The sequence below is a fragment of the Cedecea neteri NBRC 105707 = ATCC 33855 genome, from assembly GCF_001571265.1.
Classification (GTDB): Bacteria; Pseudomonadota; Gammaproteobacteria; order Enterobacterales; family Enterobacteriaceae; genus Cedecea; species Cedecea neteri.
In genome coordinates this window covers 97,844-113,353 of the sequence record NZ_BCTL01000004.1, presented here as the reverse complement: position 1 = coordinate 113,353, position 15,510 = coordinate 97,844, and the positions used below count along the sequence as shown (strand labels likewise).

Here is a 15,510-nt window from a genome sequence, read left to right as displayed (position 1 = left end):
ACACTCATCCTTGAAACGTTTAAGCTTATCTTTTAATTACTTTGAGCTTATCCTGGATATCCGTACATAGCCAGTTTTTAACGTAAATTGCGCACGGAGTCCCGGGCAATGATGCAGGGTAAAAAAGATTCTTTCTCACAATGTTCATTAAGTAATTTACGCGTTGCGTAGCGTGCCATATCCCCTATTGGAAAATAAACGCTGGTTAACGCCGGGCGTACAAACGCCGCACGGTCTCCACTGTCATAACAAATAAGGGATATATCCAGAGGGATGCGCAACCCTCGTTCGGTAATGGCCAGCATTGCCCCAACGGCCATCTCTTCGTTACAACAATAAAGGGCGCTTATTTTATATTCGTCCAGCAAGGCCGAGGTTTGCCGATAGCCACTGGGCATATCGTACTCCCCTTCCACCACCGCCACCGGGGTAATTCCCTGCTCTTCCATGGCATCGAGAAAGCCCTGACGGCGCAAAAGACTTGAGGCGCGCTGGGTTGGGCCATGCAGGCAGGCTATCGCCAGATGGCCAGCATCCAGCAAATAGCGGGTGGCCATGTGGCTGGCAAGACGGTGGTCGAAGACCACGCAGCGCGAGCTTAATGCGGGCACGTCTCTGTCGAGGATGATAAACCGGTTACCTCGTTCCGCCAGTTGAAGCAGCGTTTCGTCGGCGATGGCACGGACATGGAGGATCAGACCATCGCAGCGCAGGTTATAGAGCCGCTGAATGGCGTTGCGCTCGTTCTCTTCTACGCCCCGACCCTGCGTCACCAGCAGCTGCTTTCCGTTGGATTCCGCTTCGGTTTGCACCGTATCCATCAGCGAGCCGAAGAAGCCCCCGGTGTAGGAGGTCGTCACCAGCCCAATCGTATGACTTTGACTTGACGCCAGCGCTCTGGCAGCAGGATTGGGGGAATAACCCAGTTCGGCAATCGCGGCTTCTACCTTAATGCGGGTTTGCGCTTTGACCTTAGTGTCGCCGTTAACTACGCGTGAGACGGTGGCGCGGGAGACGCCTGCGTGGGCAGCAACATCTTCGAGGGTGACCATGAAACAATCCTTAGCGGGAAAAGCACAATGCATCCCGATATTACCTGATATTGTAAACCGCGTTGACGTTGCCCGCAGATTTGCGGGAACGGTCACGATTTTCAATCAAGAAAAAACAGGAAAGGCTATATGCGGCGGGCTTGCCAGAATTTTTTACGCCAGTAGACGTTGTCCAGAGAGGAACGCATTACGCCCCGGCTGGTAGATGCGTGGATAAACGTGTTGTCGGTGTCATAAATGCCAACGTGCAGGCCGCTCTCACCCGAACCGGTTTTAAAGAACACCAGGTCGCCCGGGAGCAGGTCGTCTTTATCGATTCTTGTGCCAATTTCCGCCTGCTCACTGGTCATGCGCGGCAGCATCAGCTCAAATTTGTCGCGGAAGGTCATCAGTACAAAGCCGGAACAGTCCACGCCGCGCCGGCTCATACCGCCGTAAGTGTACGGCGTTCCGTGCCAGCTGCGTAGCTGATCGTTTAGCTGAGCGATAACGGTGATGGAATCGGAAAGCCGGGCGTTCGGATGAGGGGCATTATGGCTACACCCCACCAATACTATGCATGCCACTGCAATAAGCCACAAACGCATTTTCAGACAACTCCCGGTCTTACTGTTTCCAGTAATTTAGCCTGTCACCCGGAATTATTGCAAGCTTTCCACGATGTTATAACGGGCTTATCAGCATACTGTGCCCTTCGATACGCAATAACCGAAACGGCATTTGGTAGGCAGCCCCTAAATTTTTCGGCGTTAACACTTCGTCCCGGGCACCCTGAGCAACCATTTTCCCTTCATGCAGGAGCCATACTTTATGGGCATGACGCAGGCTATGGTTCAAATCATGGCTGCTCATCACTACCGCGATGCCGGCTTCACAAAATCCGTGCAGAAGACGATCCAGCGCGGCCTGCTGGGCCACGTCGAGGCTGTTCATCGGCTCATCGAGCAGCAAGAGTTGCCCTTCTGGATTGACCGAGGGGTCAACCTGCAGCAGCACGGCAGCAAGACGAACGCGCTGCCATTCACCGCCGGAAAGCTGGTTGACCGGTTTGGTCAGTTTGTCGGAGAGCAACAGAGATTCGGCCAAACGTAGCAATGCCGCTTCGGACTCAGGCGAAGATTGGTGCAGTTGCAGGTAATGCCAGACTGGCATCGCAAAAGGAGGAAGCTGCAGCTGGCTCAGCCAGGCGCGACGCCGGGAAAGCGCGGCAGGCAACCAGCCGTCAAGCGGCTGCTGATTAAACAAAAGGCTGCCTTGCCCGGTGCTTAACCCAGCCATCCGCATGAGCAACGTACTCTTACCTGCCCCGTTCGGCCCGACAAGATGGATAAGTTCTCCGGGCTCCACCGCCGCAGATATTGGCCCAACCCGGCCCGCAACGGTGACGCCTGTCAGCTGCAGCAGGGACAAATTATTTAGCCAAAGCCTGTTTGATGGCGTCCAGCACCACAGGATCTTCCGGCGTCATGTCCGGAGAGAAGCGCTGAATCACTTTGCCATCACGGCCAATCAGGAATTTTTCGAAGTTCCACAGGATGTCGTCAGGATAAAGCGGGCCGCGGCCTTTGCTGCTCATCCGCTCCAGGAAACCGCTACCTTCAGGGGCAACGGCGGCCGGGCGCGCGTCAATCAGTTTTTGATAAAACGGATGGCGATGCTCGCCGTTAACATCGATTTTGCTATACAGCGGGAACGTCACGCCATAGGTAGTGCTGCAGAAGGTTTTGATCTCTTCGCTGCTGCCCGGCTCTTGCCCCAGGAACTGGTTGCACGGGAAACCGAGCACGCTGAAGCCCTGCGCTTCAAAATCTTTCTGCAGGTTTTCCAGTTGCTCATACTGCGGCGTCAGGCCGCATTTAGAAGCGACGTTTACCACCAGCAGCACTTTTCCCTGCCAGCTCTCCAGCGTGGTGTTTTCGCCGTCAATGGTAGTGACCTCTGTATTCAGAACATTGCTTTGCATATCATCCTCTTCCTCTGTGAGCCGAATTAACGTCCGGCTTTCAATAATAGCCAGATAAACACCGGCGCGCCGAGCGTAGCGGTGACTACGCCAATGGGCAGTTCGGCAGAACTTAACGCAAGCCTTGCTACCACATCCGCGACGGTTAAGACCGCGGCCCCTGCCAGCGCGCTGGCAGGTAGCAAAACGCGATGATCGGTTAACCCGGCAAGCCTCAGCATGTGCGGGATCACCAGACCGACAAATCCAATAGCTCCGGCAAGCGCCACGCTGACGCCAACCAGCCAGCCGGTAGCCACAACAAAAATATTGCGCCAAAGCCAGACGGAAAGCCCCAACTGCCGGGCTGAGTATTCACCTAACGCCATCAGGTTGAGCGGAGCATGTTGCCGACACAGCCAGACAACCACCGGCAACAGGGTCAGCATCAGCCAGCTCTGCCGCCAGTCCACGCCGCCAAAGCCCCCCATCATCCAGTACATCAACTGGCGCAGGTCGAGACTTGAGCTAAAGTAGACCGCCCATGTCATCAGGGCGCTACAAATAATTCCGAGTGCGACACCTGCAAGTAATAGACGACTGGTGGAGAGATGACGACGGGAAAAACGTAACAGAATAAGAGTGATCGTTAAGGCCCCGAGGATGGCGCATAGCCCCAGCGTCCAGCCTGGTAGCGTACCCTGCCCGAGCAACAGAGCAATAACCAGCGCCACGCCGGCGCCGTTGGAGACACCCAGTAAGCCGGGTTCAGCCAGAGGATTTTCAAACAGCGACTGCATAATGGTGCCGGTCACGGCCAGAGCCGCCCCCACCAGCAGGACGGCAAGCGTTCGCGGCAAGCGAATTTGCCAGATGAAGAGCCGGGCTTCGTCATTCCACCAGGAAAGAGGTGAAAACCAGACATCCCCGGCGCACAGGCTCAGGACCAGCACCATCACCGTGGCAAAGACCAGGGCTATTAGCCAGAGGCGTTCAACCCTGCGTTGTCTGGTTACAAAATTCAGCATTCCGTAAAGGCTCCCCCTGCCCCGTTTATGCGCCTGATTTTACGGGGAGTTCGCCAAAGAGAACAAGCAAAGAAAAGGCCGTAATAGCACGGCTGTCCCGAATTACTCTTCTGCCGGTCGTTTGCGCGTGAATTGTTGTTCCAGCATTGAGCCTCCCCATTGCTCTCCCTGCCATTCCCGGATTAGCTCAAATCCCATCGATTCATAAAGATGACGAGCGGCATTCAGGCCGCTAAAGGTCCACAGCTGCACGGCGGAAAAACCATACTCATCGCAAAAGCGCATGGCCTCGCGTAATAACGCCCGGCCGATACCGCTGCCACGGCATTCATCATCGAGAATAAACCAGCGTAAATGGGCTTCGTGATTGCCCAGGTCTTCACCATCAATGGATACGGAGCCCACAATTTTGCCATTGCGGAATACCACCCAGATGCGGTTACACGGGCGATCCAGCCGCCCAGAAAATTCCGCCAGGCCGGTAGCCACTTTCCCTTCAAAAAAATGGCCGAATCCATAGTGCTTTGAGTAATAGTTCGCGTGCATTTCCGCCACGCGCCCAATCACGCCTGGCTGGTATCCCGTGGATATCTCGAAGTTTGCTCTTCCCTCTTCGCCAGTCAGCTCACCGCGACAGGCTTTTAGCGCCTGAGCATAGTTGGACAGCCCCTCCGCTACAGATTGCTGCGCCTGAGCATTCAGTTGTGCCAGCGCTTTCTCTACGCGCATTCTGCCGTACCGATGAATTTCCCTGACGGTCTGTTTGCCCTGGGGGGTCAACTGGAGCCGTCTGGCTCTGGCATCTTCGTCTGAAACGCGCTCATCGAGCTCTCCGGCTTTACGCAGTTTGCCTATCATTCTGCTGACGCTCGACTTCTCCAGGCCAAGTACCTGAACCAGATCGGCTGCAGTGACGTTTTCCCGTGTGCCAATTTCCAGCAGAGCATGAACCGCAGAAGCAGAGTAGTTGGTCGCGGCAAGCGTTGAGTTCAGAAAACCAAGCTCGCGCACAACCTGGCGCGACGAGGCGCGTATAGACTCGATAAGGGTGCTGTTAGACATGGGCGTTACCGTTAGATTATAGTTGTACTATACAACCATTTGAGCGGAATGTTTGTCAAGCGCATGTCGTTAAGCAATGGGACTAAAAAGCAAAAGAAAAAGGCCGCGAATGCGGCCTTTTGTTAACTCAGGTTACTCGTCTTTTGGCGACGCGTTTTCAACCCGACTTTTTAGCTTCTGACCAGGTCGGAAGGTCACCACACGGCGCGCCGTAATGGGAATATCTTCACCGGTCTTCGGGTTGCGCCCGGGACGTTGGTTTTTATCGCGTAAGTCAAAATTACCAAAGCCCGAGAGTTTAACCTGCTCACCGTTTTCCAGAGCGCGACGGATCTCTTCGAAAAACAGCTCTACCAGCTCTTTGGCATCTCGTTTGCTAAGCCCAAGCTTATCAAACAGATATTCTGACATTTCAGCTTTTGTAAGCGCCATACGTTCAATCCCTCAATGATGCCTGGAATCGCTCTTTTAATGCCTCTACACATTTTGCAACGGTAGCGGCCATCTCCTCTTCTTCGAGTGTACGGCCCGTATCCTGAAGGATAAGGCTTATGGCCAGGCTCTTGTAGCCATCGGCTACGCCCTTGCCACGGTACACGTCAAATAAGTTTACGCCAACTACCTGATTTGCGCCAACTTTCTTACACTCGGCCAAAACATCTGCTGCCGGGACGTTTTCAGCCACCACAACAGCGATATCGCGGCGGTTTGCCGGGAAGCGAGAAACGTCCTGCGCCTCAGGCACCACGCGGTCTGCGAGCTTGCTCCACAGCACCTCGAACACCACCGTGCGGCCGTTAAGGTCCAGTTTACGCTCCAGTTCCGGGTGAACAACACCAATGAAACCAATGCATTCACCTGCTAAATAAATGGCAGCACTTTGCCCAGGATGCAAGGCCGGATTTGCCTGCGCTCTGAATTCGATGTCTGAAAGTTTACCGGTGAGGGCCAGAACGGACTCCAGATCGCCTTTCAGATCATAGAAGTCAACGGTGTTACGCGCCAGATCCCAGTGTTCTTCATAGCGGTTGCCGCAGATGGCACCTGCCAGCATAAGATCCTGACGAATCCCAAGGTCTGCCTGAGTATCAGGCACAAAGCGTAAGCCTGACTCGAAAATTCGCACGCGGCTTTGCTGGCGGTTCTGGTTATAAACCACAGTTGTCAGCAGGCCACTCCACAGCGACAGACGCATGGCGGACATGTCGGTAGAGATCGGATTAGGAAGAATCAGATTTTCTTCGCCAGGGTGCAGAAGCTGCTGAATTTTCGGATCGACGAAGCTGTAGGTAATGACTTCCTGGTAACCTTTGTCCACCAGCATGGTTTTCACACGCTTCAGAGAGAGGTCAGCCTCGCGATGGGTGCCCATCACCAGGCCTGCCTGCACCGGGCTGTTTGGAATACTGTTGTAGCCGTAAACGCGAGCCACTTCTTCCACCAGGTCTTCTTCAATTTCCATATCGAAGCGCCAGCTTGGCGCCACCGCAGTCCATTGTTCCTGGCCTTCGGTCACTTCACAGCCCAGGCGGCGCAGAATGTCGCTGACCTGAGCATCTTCGATGTGATGACCAATCAGACGGTCCAGTTTGCTACGACGGAGCGTAATCGTGGCGCGCTTAGGCAGGTGCGTTTCGCTTGTGACATCGATAACCGGGCCAGCTTCACCGCCGCAGATATCCACCAGCAGACGAGTCGCTCGCTCCATCGCTTTGTACTGCAGCGCAGGATCGACGCCACGCTCGTAGCGGTGGGAAGCATCGGTATGCAGGCCATGACGGCGTGCACGACCAGTGATGGACAGCGGGCTGAAGAAGGCACATTCCAGCAGGACGTTCTGGGTTTCGTCGTTAACACCCGAATGCTCGCCGCCGAAGATACCGCCCATTGCCAGTGCTTTATTGTGGTCCGCAATGACCAGAGTGTCAGCATTCAGCTTCGCTTCACTGCCGTCCAGCAGCACCAGGGTTTCCCCCTCTTGCGCCATACGCACTACGATCCCGCCTTCAATGCGGTTCAGGTCGAAGGCGTGCATCGGCTGGCCAAGCTCCAGCAGCACATAGTTAGTGACGTCAACCACCGCATCGATGGAACGAATGCCGCAGCGACGCAGTTTCTCTTTCATCCACAGCGGCGTTGGCGCCTTAACGTTGATGCCTTTCACAACGCGGCCAAGATAACGTGGGCAAGCGTCTGCGGCATCTACGCGAATTGGCAACGTGTCATTGATAGATGCGGCAACGGCGGTAATTTCTGGCTCAGCCAGCGGCAGCTTGTTTACCACCGCAACGTCGCGAGCTACGCCGATAATACCCAGGCAGTCGGCACGGTTTGGCGTGACGCTGATCTCAATGGTGTTGTCATCAAGCTTCAGGTATTCACGAATGTCGGTACCGATTGGCGCGTCCACTGGCAGTTCGATGATACCGTTATGGTCATCGGAAATACCCAGCTCGGAGAAGGAGCACAGCATCCCTTCGGACGGCTCGCCGCGCAGTTTGGCCGCTTTGATTTTGAAATCACCCGGCAACACTGCGCCAACGGTCGCCACGGCGACTTTCAGACCCTGACGGCAGTTTGGTGCGCCGCACACGATGTCCAGCAGGCGATCGCCGCCAACGTTAACTTTTGTCACACGCAGCTTGTCGGCGTTCGGGTGCTGGCCGCACTCGACGACTTCACCGACCACAACGCCGTGGAAAGCCCCTGCCACGGCATCGACGCCGTCAACTTCAAGCCCGGCCATGGTTATCTGGCTGGACAGTTCGTCACTGCTGTTGGCTGGGTTTACCCATTCGCGTAACCAGAGTTCACTGAATTTCATTGGATATCCCGCCTTTATTTGAACTGTTTGAGGAAACGTAAATCATTTTCGAAGAATGCACGCAGATCGGTTACGCCATAGCGCAACATGGTCAGACGTTCCATACCCATACCGAAGGCGAAGCCGGAGTAGACTTCCGGATCGATGCCGACGTTACGCAGCACGTTCGGATGCACCATGCCGCAACCCAGTACTTCCAGCCACTTGCCATTTTTACCCATAACGTCCACTTCTGCGGACGGTTCGGTGAACGGGAAGTAGGACGGACGGAAACGAATTTGCAGGTCTTCTTCGAAGAAGTTATTCAGGAAGTCGTGCAGCGTTCCTTTCAGGTTGGTGAAGTTGATATTGGTATCAACGATCAGGCCTTCCATCTGATGGAACATCGGGGTATGGGTCTGATCGTAGTCGTTACGATAGACGCGGCCCGGGGCGATAATGCGAATTGGCGGCTGCTTGTCTTTCATGGTGCGGATCTGCACGCCAGATGTCTGGGTACGCAGCAGACGGGTCGCGTCAAACCAGAAAGTATCGTGGTCTGCGCGCGCCGGGTGGTGGCCTGGAATATTCAGCGCATCGAAGTTGTGGTAGTCATCTTCGATTTCAGGGCCGGTCGCTACGGTGAAGCCAAGCTCGCCGAAGAAGCTTTCGATGCGATCGATAGTGCGGGTTACCGGGTGCAGGCCACCGTTTTCGATACGGCGACCAGGCAGAGAAACGTCGATAGTTTCCGCCGCCAGGCGTTCGTTCAGCGCAGCGCTTTCCAGGTTGGCTTTACGGGCGTTAAGGGCTTCCTGAACCTGCTCTTTAGCTTCGTTAATTACCGCGCCCGCTGCCGGACGCTCTTCCGGTGGCAGTTCACGCAGGGTGGTCATCTGGAGGGTCAGGTGCCCTTTCTTCCCTAAATATTCGACGCGTACATTATCTAACGCGGCAACATCCTGGGCATCGTTTATGGCTGCTTTGGCACTGGCAACCAGCTCTGCGAGATGTGGCATGGTATTCCTCTTATGCCGGCAAACTGCCGGGGTAGTTGGTCTGATTCGAAAACGAAACGCAAAAAAAAAGCCTCCGTACAGGAGGCTTTCGGCGCTGTTTTTCGTTTCTTTTCTTACGCGCAAAGCCCCCTGAATCAGGCGCTAAAGTAAAAAAAGAAGCGGAAAATAGCAGCATTCATGCTTGCAGTTACCTTATTTTGACAAATTTCGCTTTGGCTATTGAACGAGCTACGGCGTTGAAAGTCAATAATTTGATTGTGTTATGCCCTAATAATTCGATTTGTAGTAAGGCGACAAGCTCGATTATCCCCGGGAGCTTACTGAAGTAAGTGATTGGGGGTAGCGAGTGCAGTTGACGCAGCTACAGATTGAAATATGACGGGGATAAATTAAAAGAGGGAGCAAGCTCCCTCTTAAAACTGGCTTATGCCAGAGCTGCTTTCGCTTTCTCAACCAGGGCAGTGAATGCCACTTTGTCGAATACGGCGATGTCAGCCAGGATCTTACGGTCGATTTCAACAGAGGCTTTTTTCAGGCCGTTGATGAATTTGCTGTAAGAGATACCGTTCTGACGAGCTGCAGCGTTGATACGTGCAATCCACAGCTGACGGAACTGACGTTTACGTTGACGACGGTCGCGGTAAGCGTACTGACCAGCTTTGATAACAGCCTGGAAGGCAACGCGGTATACGCGAGAACGCGCACCGTAGTAGCCTTTAGCTTGTTTGAGGATTTTTTTGTGACGAGCACGTGCGATTACACCACGTTTTACGCGAGCCATTTAGCTCTCCTGTTTCTATTCTGAATTAATTAAAAAAAGTTTACTTATGCGTACGGCAGACAAGCGACAACCAGGCCCAGATCCCCTTTGGAGACCATGCCTTTCGGACGCAGATGACGTTTACGTTTGGTAGACTTTTTAGTCAGAATGTGACGCAGGTTAGCGTGCTTGCGCTTAAAACCGCCACCGGCGGTCTTTTTGAAGCGCTTAGCGGCGCCGCGTACTGTTTTGATCTTTGGCATTTCAATTTCCACTTCGCATTGTTAATAAAACGAACCAGTAGGCGAACAAAATCCGCGAGGCCGAAGCCCCGCGGCATGTTACTTGATGGCCTTACTGTTTCTTCTTCGGAGCAAGCACCATGATCATCTGGCGGCCTTCGATCTTCGTTGGGAAGGATTCGACCACTGCCAGTTCACTCAGATCGTCACGGACGCGGTTAAGCACTTCCATACCAATCTGTTGGTGAGCCATCTCACGACCGCGGAAACGCAGCGTGATCTTAGCTTTATCTCCCTCTTCCAGAAAGCGAACCAGGCTGCGGAGTTTTACCTGGTAGTCGCCATCATCGGTGCCAGGTCGGAATTTAATTTCCTTAACCTGAATAACTTTTTGCTTCTTCTTCTGTTCCTTAGAAGATTTGCTTTTCTCGTAGAGGAACTTGCCGTAGTCCATGATGCGGCAAACAGGCGGTTCGGCGTTTGGACTGATTTCTACTAAATCAACCCCGGCCTCTTCGGCTTTTTCCAAAGCTTCATTCAGACTGACAATACCAATCTGCTCGCCATCAATACCGGTCAGACGAACCTCAGTGGCACGAATCTCTCTGTTAATGCGATTAGGACGCGCCGGTTGAACTCTTTTTCCGCCTTTAATACTTTATTCCTCCAGTTGATGAAGATTGCGGCTGCGAATCTCTTGCTGCAGCTTTTCAATCAATTCGTTGACGTCCATGCTTCCCAGGTCTTTGCCGCGGCGGGTACGAACGGCAACTTTGCCTGCTTCGACCTCTTTATCGCCACAAACCAGCATATAAGGGACACGACGTAACGTGTGTTCACGGATTTTAAAGCCTATCTTCTCATTTCTCAAGTCTGCTTTTACGCGAATGCCCGCATTTTGGAGTTTACGAGTCAATTCGTTAACGTATTCTGCCTGGCCGTCGGTGATATTCATCACCACCGCCTGCACCGGAGCAAGCCATGTTGGGAAGAACCCAGCAAACTCTTCGGTCAGAATACCGATAAAGCGTTCCATTGAACCTAAAATGGCGCGGTGAATCATTACCGGCACCAAACGCTCGTTATTTTCGCCAATATAAGAGGCGTTCAAGCGGGTTGGCAGGGAGAAGTCAAGCTGAACGGTACCGCACTGCCATGCACGATCCAAGCAGTCATACAGTGTGAACTCAATTTTAGGCCCGTAGAATGCACCCTCACCCGGCTGATAGTCAAACGGGATATTGTTTTCCTGCAGCGCAACGGCCAGATCCGCTTCCGCGCGATCCCACATTTCGTCGCTACCAATGCGCTTTTCCGGACGGGTAGACAGCTTCACCACGATTTTTTCAAAACCGAAGGTGCTGTACATGTCGTATACCATACGGATACAGCTGTTTACTTCATCGCGAACCTGTTCTTCAGTACAGAAGACGTGAGCATCGTCCTGAGTAAAACCACGTACGCGCATTAGGCCATGCAGCGCGCCCGACGGTTCGTTACGGTGGCAGCTACCGAATTCGGCCATGCGCAGCGGCAGGTCGCGGTAGGATTTCAGACCCTGGTTGAAGATCTGCACGTGACCTGGGCAGTTCATCGGCTTGATGCAGTATTCACGGTTCTCGGAAGAGGTGGTGAACATCGCATCTTTGTAGTTGTCCCAGTGGCCGGTTTTTTCCCACAGGACGCGGTCCATCATGAACGGACCTTTCACTTCCTGGTACTGGTACTCTTTCAGCTTGGAGCGCACGAACACTTCCAGCTCGCGGAAGATAGTCCAGCCGTCGTTGTGCCAGAACACCATACCCGGTGCTTCTTCCTGCATATGATACAGGTCAAGCTGCTTGCCGATTTTACGGTGGTCACGCTTGGAGGCTTCTTCCAGGCGCTGCAGATAAGCATTCAGCTGCTTTTTGTCCGCCCAGGCGGTGCCGTAGATACGCTGCAGCATCTTGTTGTTGCTGTCACCGCGCCAGTAAGCACCGGAGGTTTTCTGCAGCTTAAAGTGGTGGCAGAAACGCATATTCGGTACGTGTGGCCCACGGCACATATCCACGTATTCTTCATGATGATACAAACCTGGTTTGTCATCATGGCTGATGTTTTCGTCAAGAATGGCGACTTTATAGCTTTCACCGCGGTTGACGAAAGTCTCACGCGCTTCCTGCCAGCTCACCTTCTTCTTGATAACGTCGTAATCTTTCTCGGCCAGCTCGTGCATACGCTTTTCGAGTAGCTCAAGATCTTCCTGCGTCAGGGTGTGGTCCAGATCAACGTCGTAGTAGAAACCGTTGTCAATAACCGGGCCAATCGCCATTTTGGTGTGTGGCCACAGCTGCTTGATGGCATGACCCAGCAGGTGAGCACAGGAGTGGCGAAGAATTTCCAGACCCGCTTCGTCTTTGGCGGTGATTATCGCAAGCTTCGCATCGTTTTCGATAATATCGGAAGCATCAACCAGTTCACCGTCTACGCGGCCAGCGATACACGCTTTGGCAAGACCTGGACCAATATCCAGCGCAACATCCATCGGGCTAACGGGTTTGTCGTAATGGCGTTGGCTGCCATCAGGAAGAGTAATAACAGGCATGTTAAGTCCTTATCTGCAGTGGTGACCCACACGAAAGATCACATACAGTAGAGAAATTGATTTTAGAACAAGTCGTTGCGTAACCATTTGACCAACAATCGCCGAATTGGTACGCAGTCGGATACACAAATGAAAAATGGCATCACTGCCATCCCACCTGAACTGCTGATGGTAACACTAACGCAAAGGGGAATACATCCCTTGTTGCCGGTAACTGGCTTGATAAATAAGGCTGTCATCTGCCCTTTTCAAGGAGAGTTATGCCGCTTTGCTTTTCTCTTCCACCAGCACTAGCGGGCATTTTTTTACCTTACAAGCCTGGGAATATGCCAGCTCGCACACCGCGCAAAGGTCTCTTAATTCAGACTCATATTCGTATTCCATGAAATAGCGAAAGGTCCCGTCGCCGGATTCGGTACGCCAGAATCGCTGCGGCTCCAGAATTTCATCAAGCTGCCTGAAGGTCAGGGCTGAAGGGTTATGAAACCCCACTCGTACGCGATAGATAGTCATGCATGATTATTCTCAGGGCACGATGCGTTTTGCCAGGCGGTTTTGGTTCTCAAAAAGATAGGAAAAAACGAAGAGCGGGCACACGAGGAAAAAACAAAGCCGGATATTATCCGGCTTCTTAGTCTTACATCTTATACCCGAGCGTAATTTGCGTACGTCTGTCGGTATGGTTTGGTGCAGTAGACGGCGGATCGGAGTTCCAGGTCACGTTATAGCCTACTTTCAGGCCAAAATGCTCACTGATAGCCACATCCAGCGCCGTCTCTGAGTTCACCGTGGTGTCGTCACTGCCCAGCACGGACACGCCCTGAATAAACTTAGCGTTATCGGTTAGCTGCCAGTTATAAGTCGCAGACGCATAGCCCAGCGCCTGAGTCTCGTTGTTACCATCGGTAAATTCGTCGTAACGTACACCTGGACCGAATTCCACACGAAGACTGTGAACCGGGCCATTCAGCAACTGACGACCATAACCCGCGGTGAAGACATCGCGCGCATGGTAACCGTTGTAGCGGTCAGTCAACCAGCTTGCCTGACCAAAGATATAGTCATAGTCAGTCATGTTGTAACGACCACGCCCACCTGCTGAGTATTTCTCAGAAGAGCGCACATCGTTGGAAGAGGTGTTACTTGCGGTACCCCAAATTGACCAGGCGGTAGCCGTGTTGTACCAGGTCATATTGGTGTTAGCAGTCAAGTTGGAACTTTTGGTATTGCCTGCCTGCGCAAGATAGCCTGCATTTAGATTACCTTCGAAGGGTTTCTTCGCGGTAGTTGGGTCATCCATGACAGTAAATACTGAGTCATCTGCCACTGCAAAGTGGCTAAAGAACGCTCCACCGGTGAGTAAAAGTGCAACCGGCACTGTCTTTAAAAGCTTCATTTATTAATCCGTACAACACAAAAAAGAAACCATTAAGGTTCCGGAATCTTTCCTCGGGATCAAATCTAAGCCGCCCCGGAAAGGTTACAAATTATAAAAACTCCGCAATAACATAGCAATGGGTTCTTGTTTCATTTTTTGTATAAGAGAGCTCTTAAAACATCTTTATTTTCATAAGGATACGAAGATTAAGGTTTTTGGATAATCATTCGATAAATCATGATTTTAATTAACATTTCACTTCCCGCTGCGGTGCTACTCTTTAGGACAATGGCTAAAAAAGGAGGAGACATGACCGCTATTTTTACACTCACCCTCGCCCCTTCCCTCGACAGCGCCACCGTCACGGCGCAGATCTACCCTGAAGGGAAACTTCGCTGCACCTCGCCCATCTTTGAACCCGGCGGCGGTGGCATAAACGTTGCCCGTGCCATTGTCCATTTGGGGGGGCATGCCACGGCGATATTCCCGGTTGGCGGCGCTACCGGTCAGCACCTTCGTGACTTACTGCTTGAAGAGCACGTCACCGTTGACACCGTTGAAGCGAAAGACTGGACCCGCCAGAATCTGCACGTTCATACCGAATCTACCGGCGAACAATATCGATTTGTCATGCCTGGCGCCGCTCTGACGGATGATGAATTTCTGCAGCTGGAACAAAAAGCGCTGGCCCTTCATCGCGGCGATATTCTGGCGATCAGCGGTAGCCTGCCGCCGGGCGTTGATACCAAAAAGCTTTGTCAGCTAGTAAAAACGGCTCAGGAGAAAGGCATACGCTGTATCGTGGACAGCTCGGGGGAAGCACTGAAAGCCACCCTCGCACTGGGCAACATCGAACTGGTGAAGCCAAACCAGAAAGAGCTGAGTACATTAGTTCAGCGTGAACTTACCCAGCCTGACGACGTGCGTGCCGCCGCTCAGCATCTCGTCGACAGTGGCCAGGCAAAACGCGTGGTGGTTTCTCTGGGAGCACAGGGGGCGCTGGCGGTTGATGCACACGACCGCGTGCACGTTGTGCCGCCGCCGGTCAAAAGCCAAAGCACCGTCGGCGCCGGGGACAGCATGGTTGGCGCAATGACGCTCAAGCTGGCGGAAAACGCGCCGCTGCTGGATATCGTTCGCTATGGTGTGGCTGCCGGCAGTGCCGCTACGTTGAACAAAGGTACTCGCCTCTGCTCGTTGGAAAATACGCAGAAAATTTATACCTGGCTGCGAGGATAACGTTTCGTTGCAGAATAAACAGGCTGCCGCAGGGCAAGAATATCGCCATTCCGGCAGCATGAACTATGCTAAAACCTTCAAGATAACAACGGGGTGACTATGAGCGATGTTGAACGCTATGTAATAACGGTGCAATTTGAAGAACAAAGCCTGACCGACATCAACGAACTGAACAATCAGCTCACCCGGGGTGGTTTTTCTCTTACACTCACCGATGATCAGGGCAAAATTCACGAACTTGGCCCGGGCAGCTTCGGGCTAATCAGCCCCCTTGATGAACAAGAAGTTGAAGCGCTGGCCAGAGGGCTGGGAACAGTGGCGTTGGGAACGGAGCCTGCCGTCGTCGTTACCCGCTGGGAAGTCTGGCAGAAACAAAAGTAAGCAGTGGCCGGGGTTGT

General features: G+C 53.0%; 18 protein-coding genes and 1 other annotated feature. Of the genes, 2 read left to right on the top strand and 16 right to left on the bottom strand.

Annotated elements, in window-relative coordinates:
- Positions 1-77 precede the first annotated feature (77 nt).
- The 16 genes from CNE01S_RS02405 to CNE01S_RS02335 all read right to left on the bottom strand — a co-directional run bounded on the left by CNE01S_RS02405 (position 78) and on the right by CNE01S_RS02335 (position 13,891).
- Positions 78-1,052: a LacI family DNA-binding transcriptional regulator gene (locus tag CNE01S_RS02405; RefSeq protein ID WP_061273033.1), complete on the bottom strand. Its 975-nt coding sequence runs from the start codon at positions 1,050-1,052 to the stop codon at positions 78-80.
- A 125-nt stretch (positions 1,053-1,177) separates the two neighbouring features.
- A complete protein-coding gene (locus CNE01S_RS02400) occupies positions 1,178-1,639 on the bottom strand; it encodes a C40 family peptidase (RefSeq protein WP_061273030.1) in 462 nt (153 codons plus the stop codon).
- A 76-nt stretch (positions 1,640-1,715) separates the two neighbouring features.
- A complete protein-coding gene (gene btuD, locus CNE01S_RS02395) occupies positions 1,716-2,462 on the bottom strand; it encodes a vitamin B12 ABC transporter ATP-binding protein BtuD (protein ID WP_061273027.1) in 747 nt (248 codons plus the stop codon).
- A gap of 1 nt (position 2,463) precedes the next feature.
- Positions 2,464-3,015, bottom strand: coding sequence for a glutathione peroxidase (locus CNE01S_RS02390; protein WP_061273024.1), 552 nt, complete (start codon positions 3,013-3,015; stop codon positions 2,464-2,466).
- Between the two features lie 26 nt (positions 3,016-3,041).
- Positions 3,042-4,022 carry a vitamin B12 ABC transporter permease BtuC gene (gene btuC / locus CNE01S_RS02385; protein ID WP_061273021.1) on the bottom strand — a complete coding sequence of 327 codons (981 nt, stop codon included), beginning with the start codon at positions 4,020-4,022 and terminating at the stop codon, positions 3,042-3,044.
- Positions 4,023-4,124: 102 nt separating this feature from the next.
- On the bottom strand, positions 4,125-5,084 hold the full coding sequence (locus CNE01S_RS02380; RefSeq protein WP_061273019.1) for a bifunctional helix-turn-helix transcriptional regulator/GNAT family N-acetyltransferase: 960 nt from the start codon (positions 5,082-5,084) through the stop codon (positions 4,125-4,127).
- A 132-nt stretch (positions 5,085-5,216) separates the two neighbouring features.
- Positions 5,217-5,516, bottom strand: a complete 300-nt coding sequence (gene ihfA, locus CNE01S_RS02375; protein ID WP_001229265.1) for an integration host factor subunit alpha — start codon at positions 5,514-5,516, stop codon at positions 5,217-5,219.
- A gap of 4 nt (positions 5,517-5,520) precedes the next feature.
- Entirely contained in the window at positions 5,521-7,908 is a 2,388-nt protein-coding gene (pheT, locus tag CNE01S_RS02370) for a phenylalanine--tRNA ligase subunit beta (protein WP_061273014.1), read from the bottom strand.
- A 14-nt stretch (positions 7,909-7,922) separates the two neighbouring features.
- Entirely contained in the window at positions 7,923-8,906 is a 984-nt protein-coding gene (pheS, locus tag CNE01S_RS02365; RefSeq protein WP_061273011.1) for a phenylalanine--tRNA ligase subunit alpha, read from the bottom strand.
- A 60-nt stretch (positions 8,907-8,966) separates the two neighbouring features.
- Positions 8,967-9,090: a sequence feature (Phe leader region), on the bottom strand.
- Positions 9,041-9,085 carry a pheST operon leader peptide PheM gene (gene pheM / locus CNE01S_RS25155; protein WP_106120997.1) on the bottom strand — a complete coding sequence of 15 codons (45 nt, stop codon included), beginning with the start codon at positions 9,083-9,085 and terminating at the stop codon, positions 9,041-9,043. It overlaps the preceding feature by 45 nt.
- Before the next feature lie 240 nt (positions 9,091-9,330).
- On the bottom strand, positions 9,331-9,687 hold the full coding sequence (rplT, locus tag CNE01S_RS02360; RefSeq protein ID WP_000124850.1) for a 50S ribosomal protein L20: 357 nt from the start codon (positions 9,685-9,687) through the stop codon (positions 9,331-9,333).
- A gap of 44 nt (positions 9,688-9,731) precedes the next feature.
- Positions 9,732-9,929, bottom strand: a complete 198-nt coding sequence (gene rpmI, locus CNE01S_RS02355; RefSeq protein ID WP_004263702.1) for a 50S ribosomal protein L35 — start codon at positions 9,927-9,929, stop codon at positions 9,732-9,734.
- Positions 9,930-10,020: 91 nt separating this feature from the next.
- Entirely contained in the window at positions 10,021-10,563 is a 543-nt protein-coding gene (gene infC / locus CNE01S_RS02350; RefSeq protein WP_071704088.1) for a translation initiation factor IF-3, read from the bottom strand.
- Positions 10,564-10,566: 3 nt separating this feature from the next.
- Positions 10,567-12,495: a threonine--tRNA ligase gene (gene thrS, locus CNE01S_RS02345; protein WP_061273008.1), complete on the bottom strand. Its 1,929-nt coding sequence runs from the start codon at positions 12,493-12,495 to the stop codon at positions 10,567-10,569.
- A 258-nt stretch (positions 12,496-12,753) separates the two neighbouring features.
- Positions 12,754-13,008, bottom strand: a complete 255-nt coding sequence (locus CNE01S_RS02340; protein WP_061273005.1) for a hypothetical protein — start codon at positions 13,006-13,008, stop codon at positions 12,754-12,756.
- A gap of 124 nt (positions 13,009-13,132) precedes the next feature.
- Positions 13,133-13,891, bottom strand: a complete 759-nt coding sequence (locus tag CNE01S_RS02335; protein WP_039302248.1) for a DUF481 domain-containing protein — start codon at positions 13,889-13,891, stop codon at positions 13,133-13,135.
- Positions 13,892-14,182: 291 nt separating this feature from the next.
- Between CNE01S_RS02335 and pfkB the strand changes: the two genes are divergently transcribed.
- Both pfkB and ghoS read left to right on the top strand, forming a co-directional pair.
- A complete protein-coding gene (pfkB, locus tag CNE01S_RS02330) occupies positions 14,183-15,112 on the top strand; it encodes a 6-phosphofructokinase II (protein ID WP_061273002.1) in 930 nt (309 codons plus the stop codon).
- 99 nt (positions 15,113-15,211) lie between these two features.
- Positions 15,212-15,493, top strand: coding sequence for a type V toxin-antitoxin system endoribonuclease antitoxin GhoS (gene ghoS / locus CNE01S_RS02325; RefSeq protein ID WP_061272999.1), 282 nt, complete (start codon positions 15,212-15,214; stop codon positions 15,491-15,493).
- Positions 15,494-15,510: the final 17 nt, after the last annotated feature.

Excerpts from the sequence above, each read along its gene's own strand:
- CNE01S_RS02405 (WP_061273033.1), bottom strand. The coding sequence starts at position 1,052 with ATGGTCACCCTCGAAGATGTTGCTGCCCACGCAGGCGTCTCCCGCGCC.
- CNE01S_RS02400 (WP_061273030.1), bottom strand. The coding sequence starts at position 1,639 with ATGCGTTTGTGGCTTATTGCAGTGGCATGCATAGTATTGGTGGGGTGT.
- CNE01S_RS02390 (WP_061273024.1), bottom strand. The coding sequence starts at position 3,015 with ATGCAAAGCAATGTTCTGAATACAGAGGTCACTACCATTGACGGCGAA.
- btuC (WP_061273021.1), bottom strand. The coding sequence starts at position 4,022 with ATGCTGAATTTTGTAACCAGACAACGCAGGGTTGAACGCCTCTGGCTA.
- CNE01S_RS02380 (WP_061273019.1), bottom strand. The coding sequence starts at position 5,084 with ATGTCTAACAGCACCCTTATCGAGTCTATACGCGCCTCGTCGCGCCAG.
- ihfA (WP_001229265.1), bottom strand. The coding sequence starts at position 5,516 with ATGGCGCTTACAAAAGCTGAAATGTCAGAATATCTGTTTGATAAGCTT.
- pheT (WP_061273014.1), bottom strand. The coding sequence starts at position 7,908 with ATGAAATTCAGTGAACTCTGGTTACGCGAATGGGTAAACCCAGCCAAC.
- pheS (WP_061273011.1), bottom strand. The coding sequence starts at position 8,906 with ATGCCACATCTCGCAGAGCTGGTTGCCAGTGCCAAAGCAGCCATAAAC.
- rplT (WP_000124850.1), bottom strand. The coding sequence starts at position 9,687 with ATGGCTCGCGTAAAACGTGGTGTAATCGCACGTGCTCGTCACAAAAAA.
- rpmI (WP_004263702.1), bottom strand. The coding sequence starts at position 9,929 with ATGCCAAAGATCAAAACAGTACGCGGCGCCGCTAAGCGCTTCAAAAAG.
- thrS (WP_061273008.1), bottom strand. The coding sequence starts at position 12,495 with ATGCCTGTTATTACTCTTCCTGATGGCAGCCAACGCCATTACGACAAA.
- CNE01S_RS02340 (WP_061273005.1), bottom strand. The coding sequence starts at position 13,008 with ATGACTATCTATCGCGTACGAGTGGGGTTTCATAACCCTTCAGCCCTG.
- CNE01S_RS02335 (WP_039302248.1), bottom strand. The coding sequence starts at position 13,891 with ATGAAGCTTTTAAAGACAGTGCCGGTTGCACTTTTACTCACCGGTGGA.
- pfkB (WP_061273002.1), top strand. The coding sequence starts at position 14,183 with ATGACCGCTATTTTTACACTCACCCTCGCCCCTTCCCTCGACAGCGCC.
- ghoS (WP_061272999.1), top strand. The coding sequence starts at position 15,212 with ATGAGCGATGTTGAACGCTATGTAATAACGGTGCAATTTGAAGAACAA.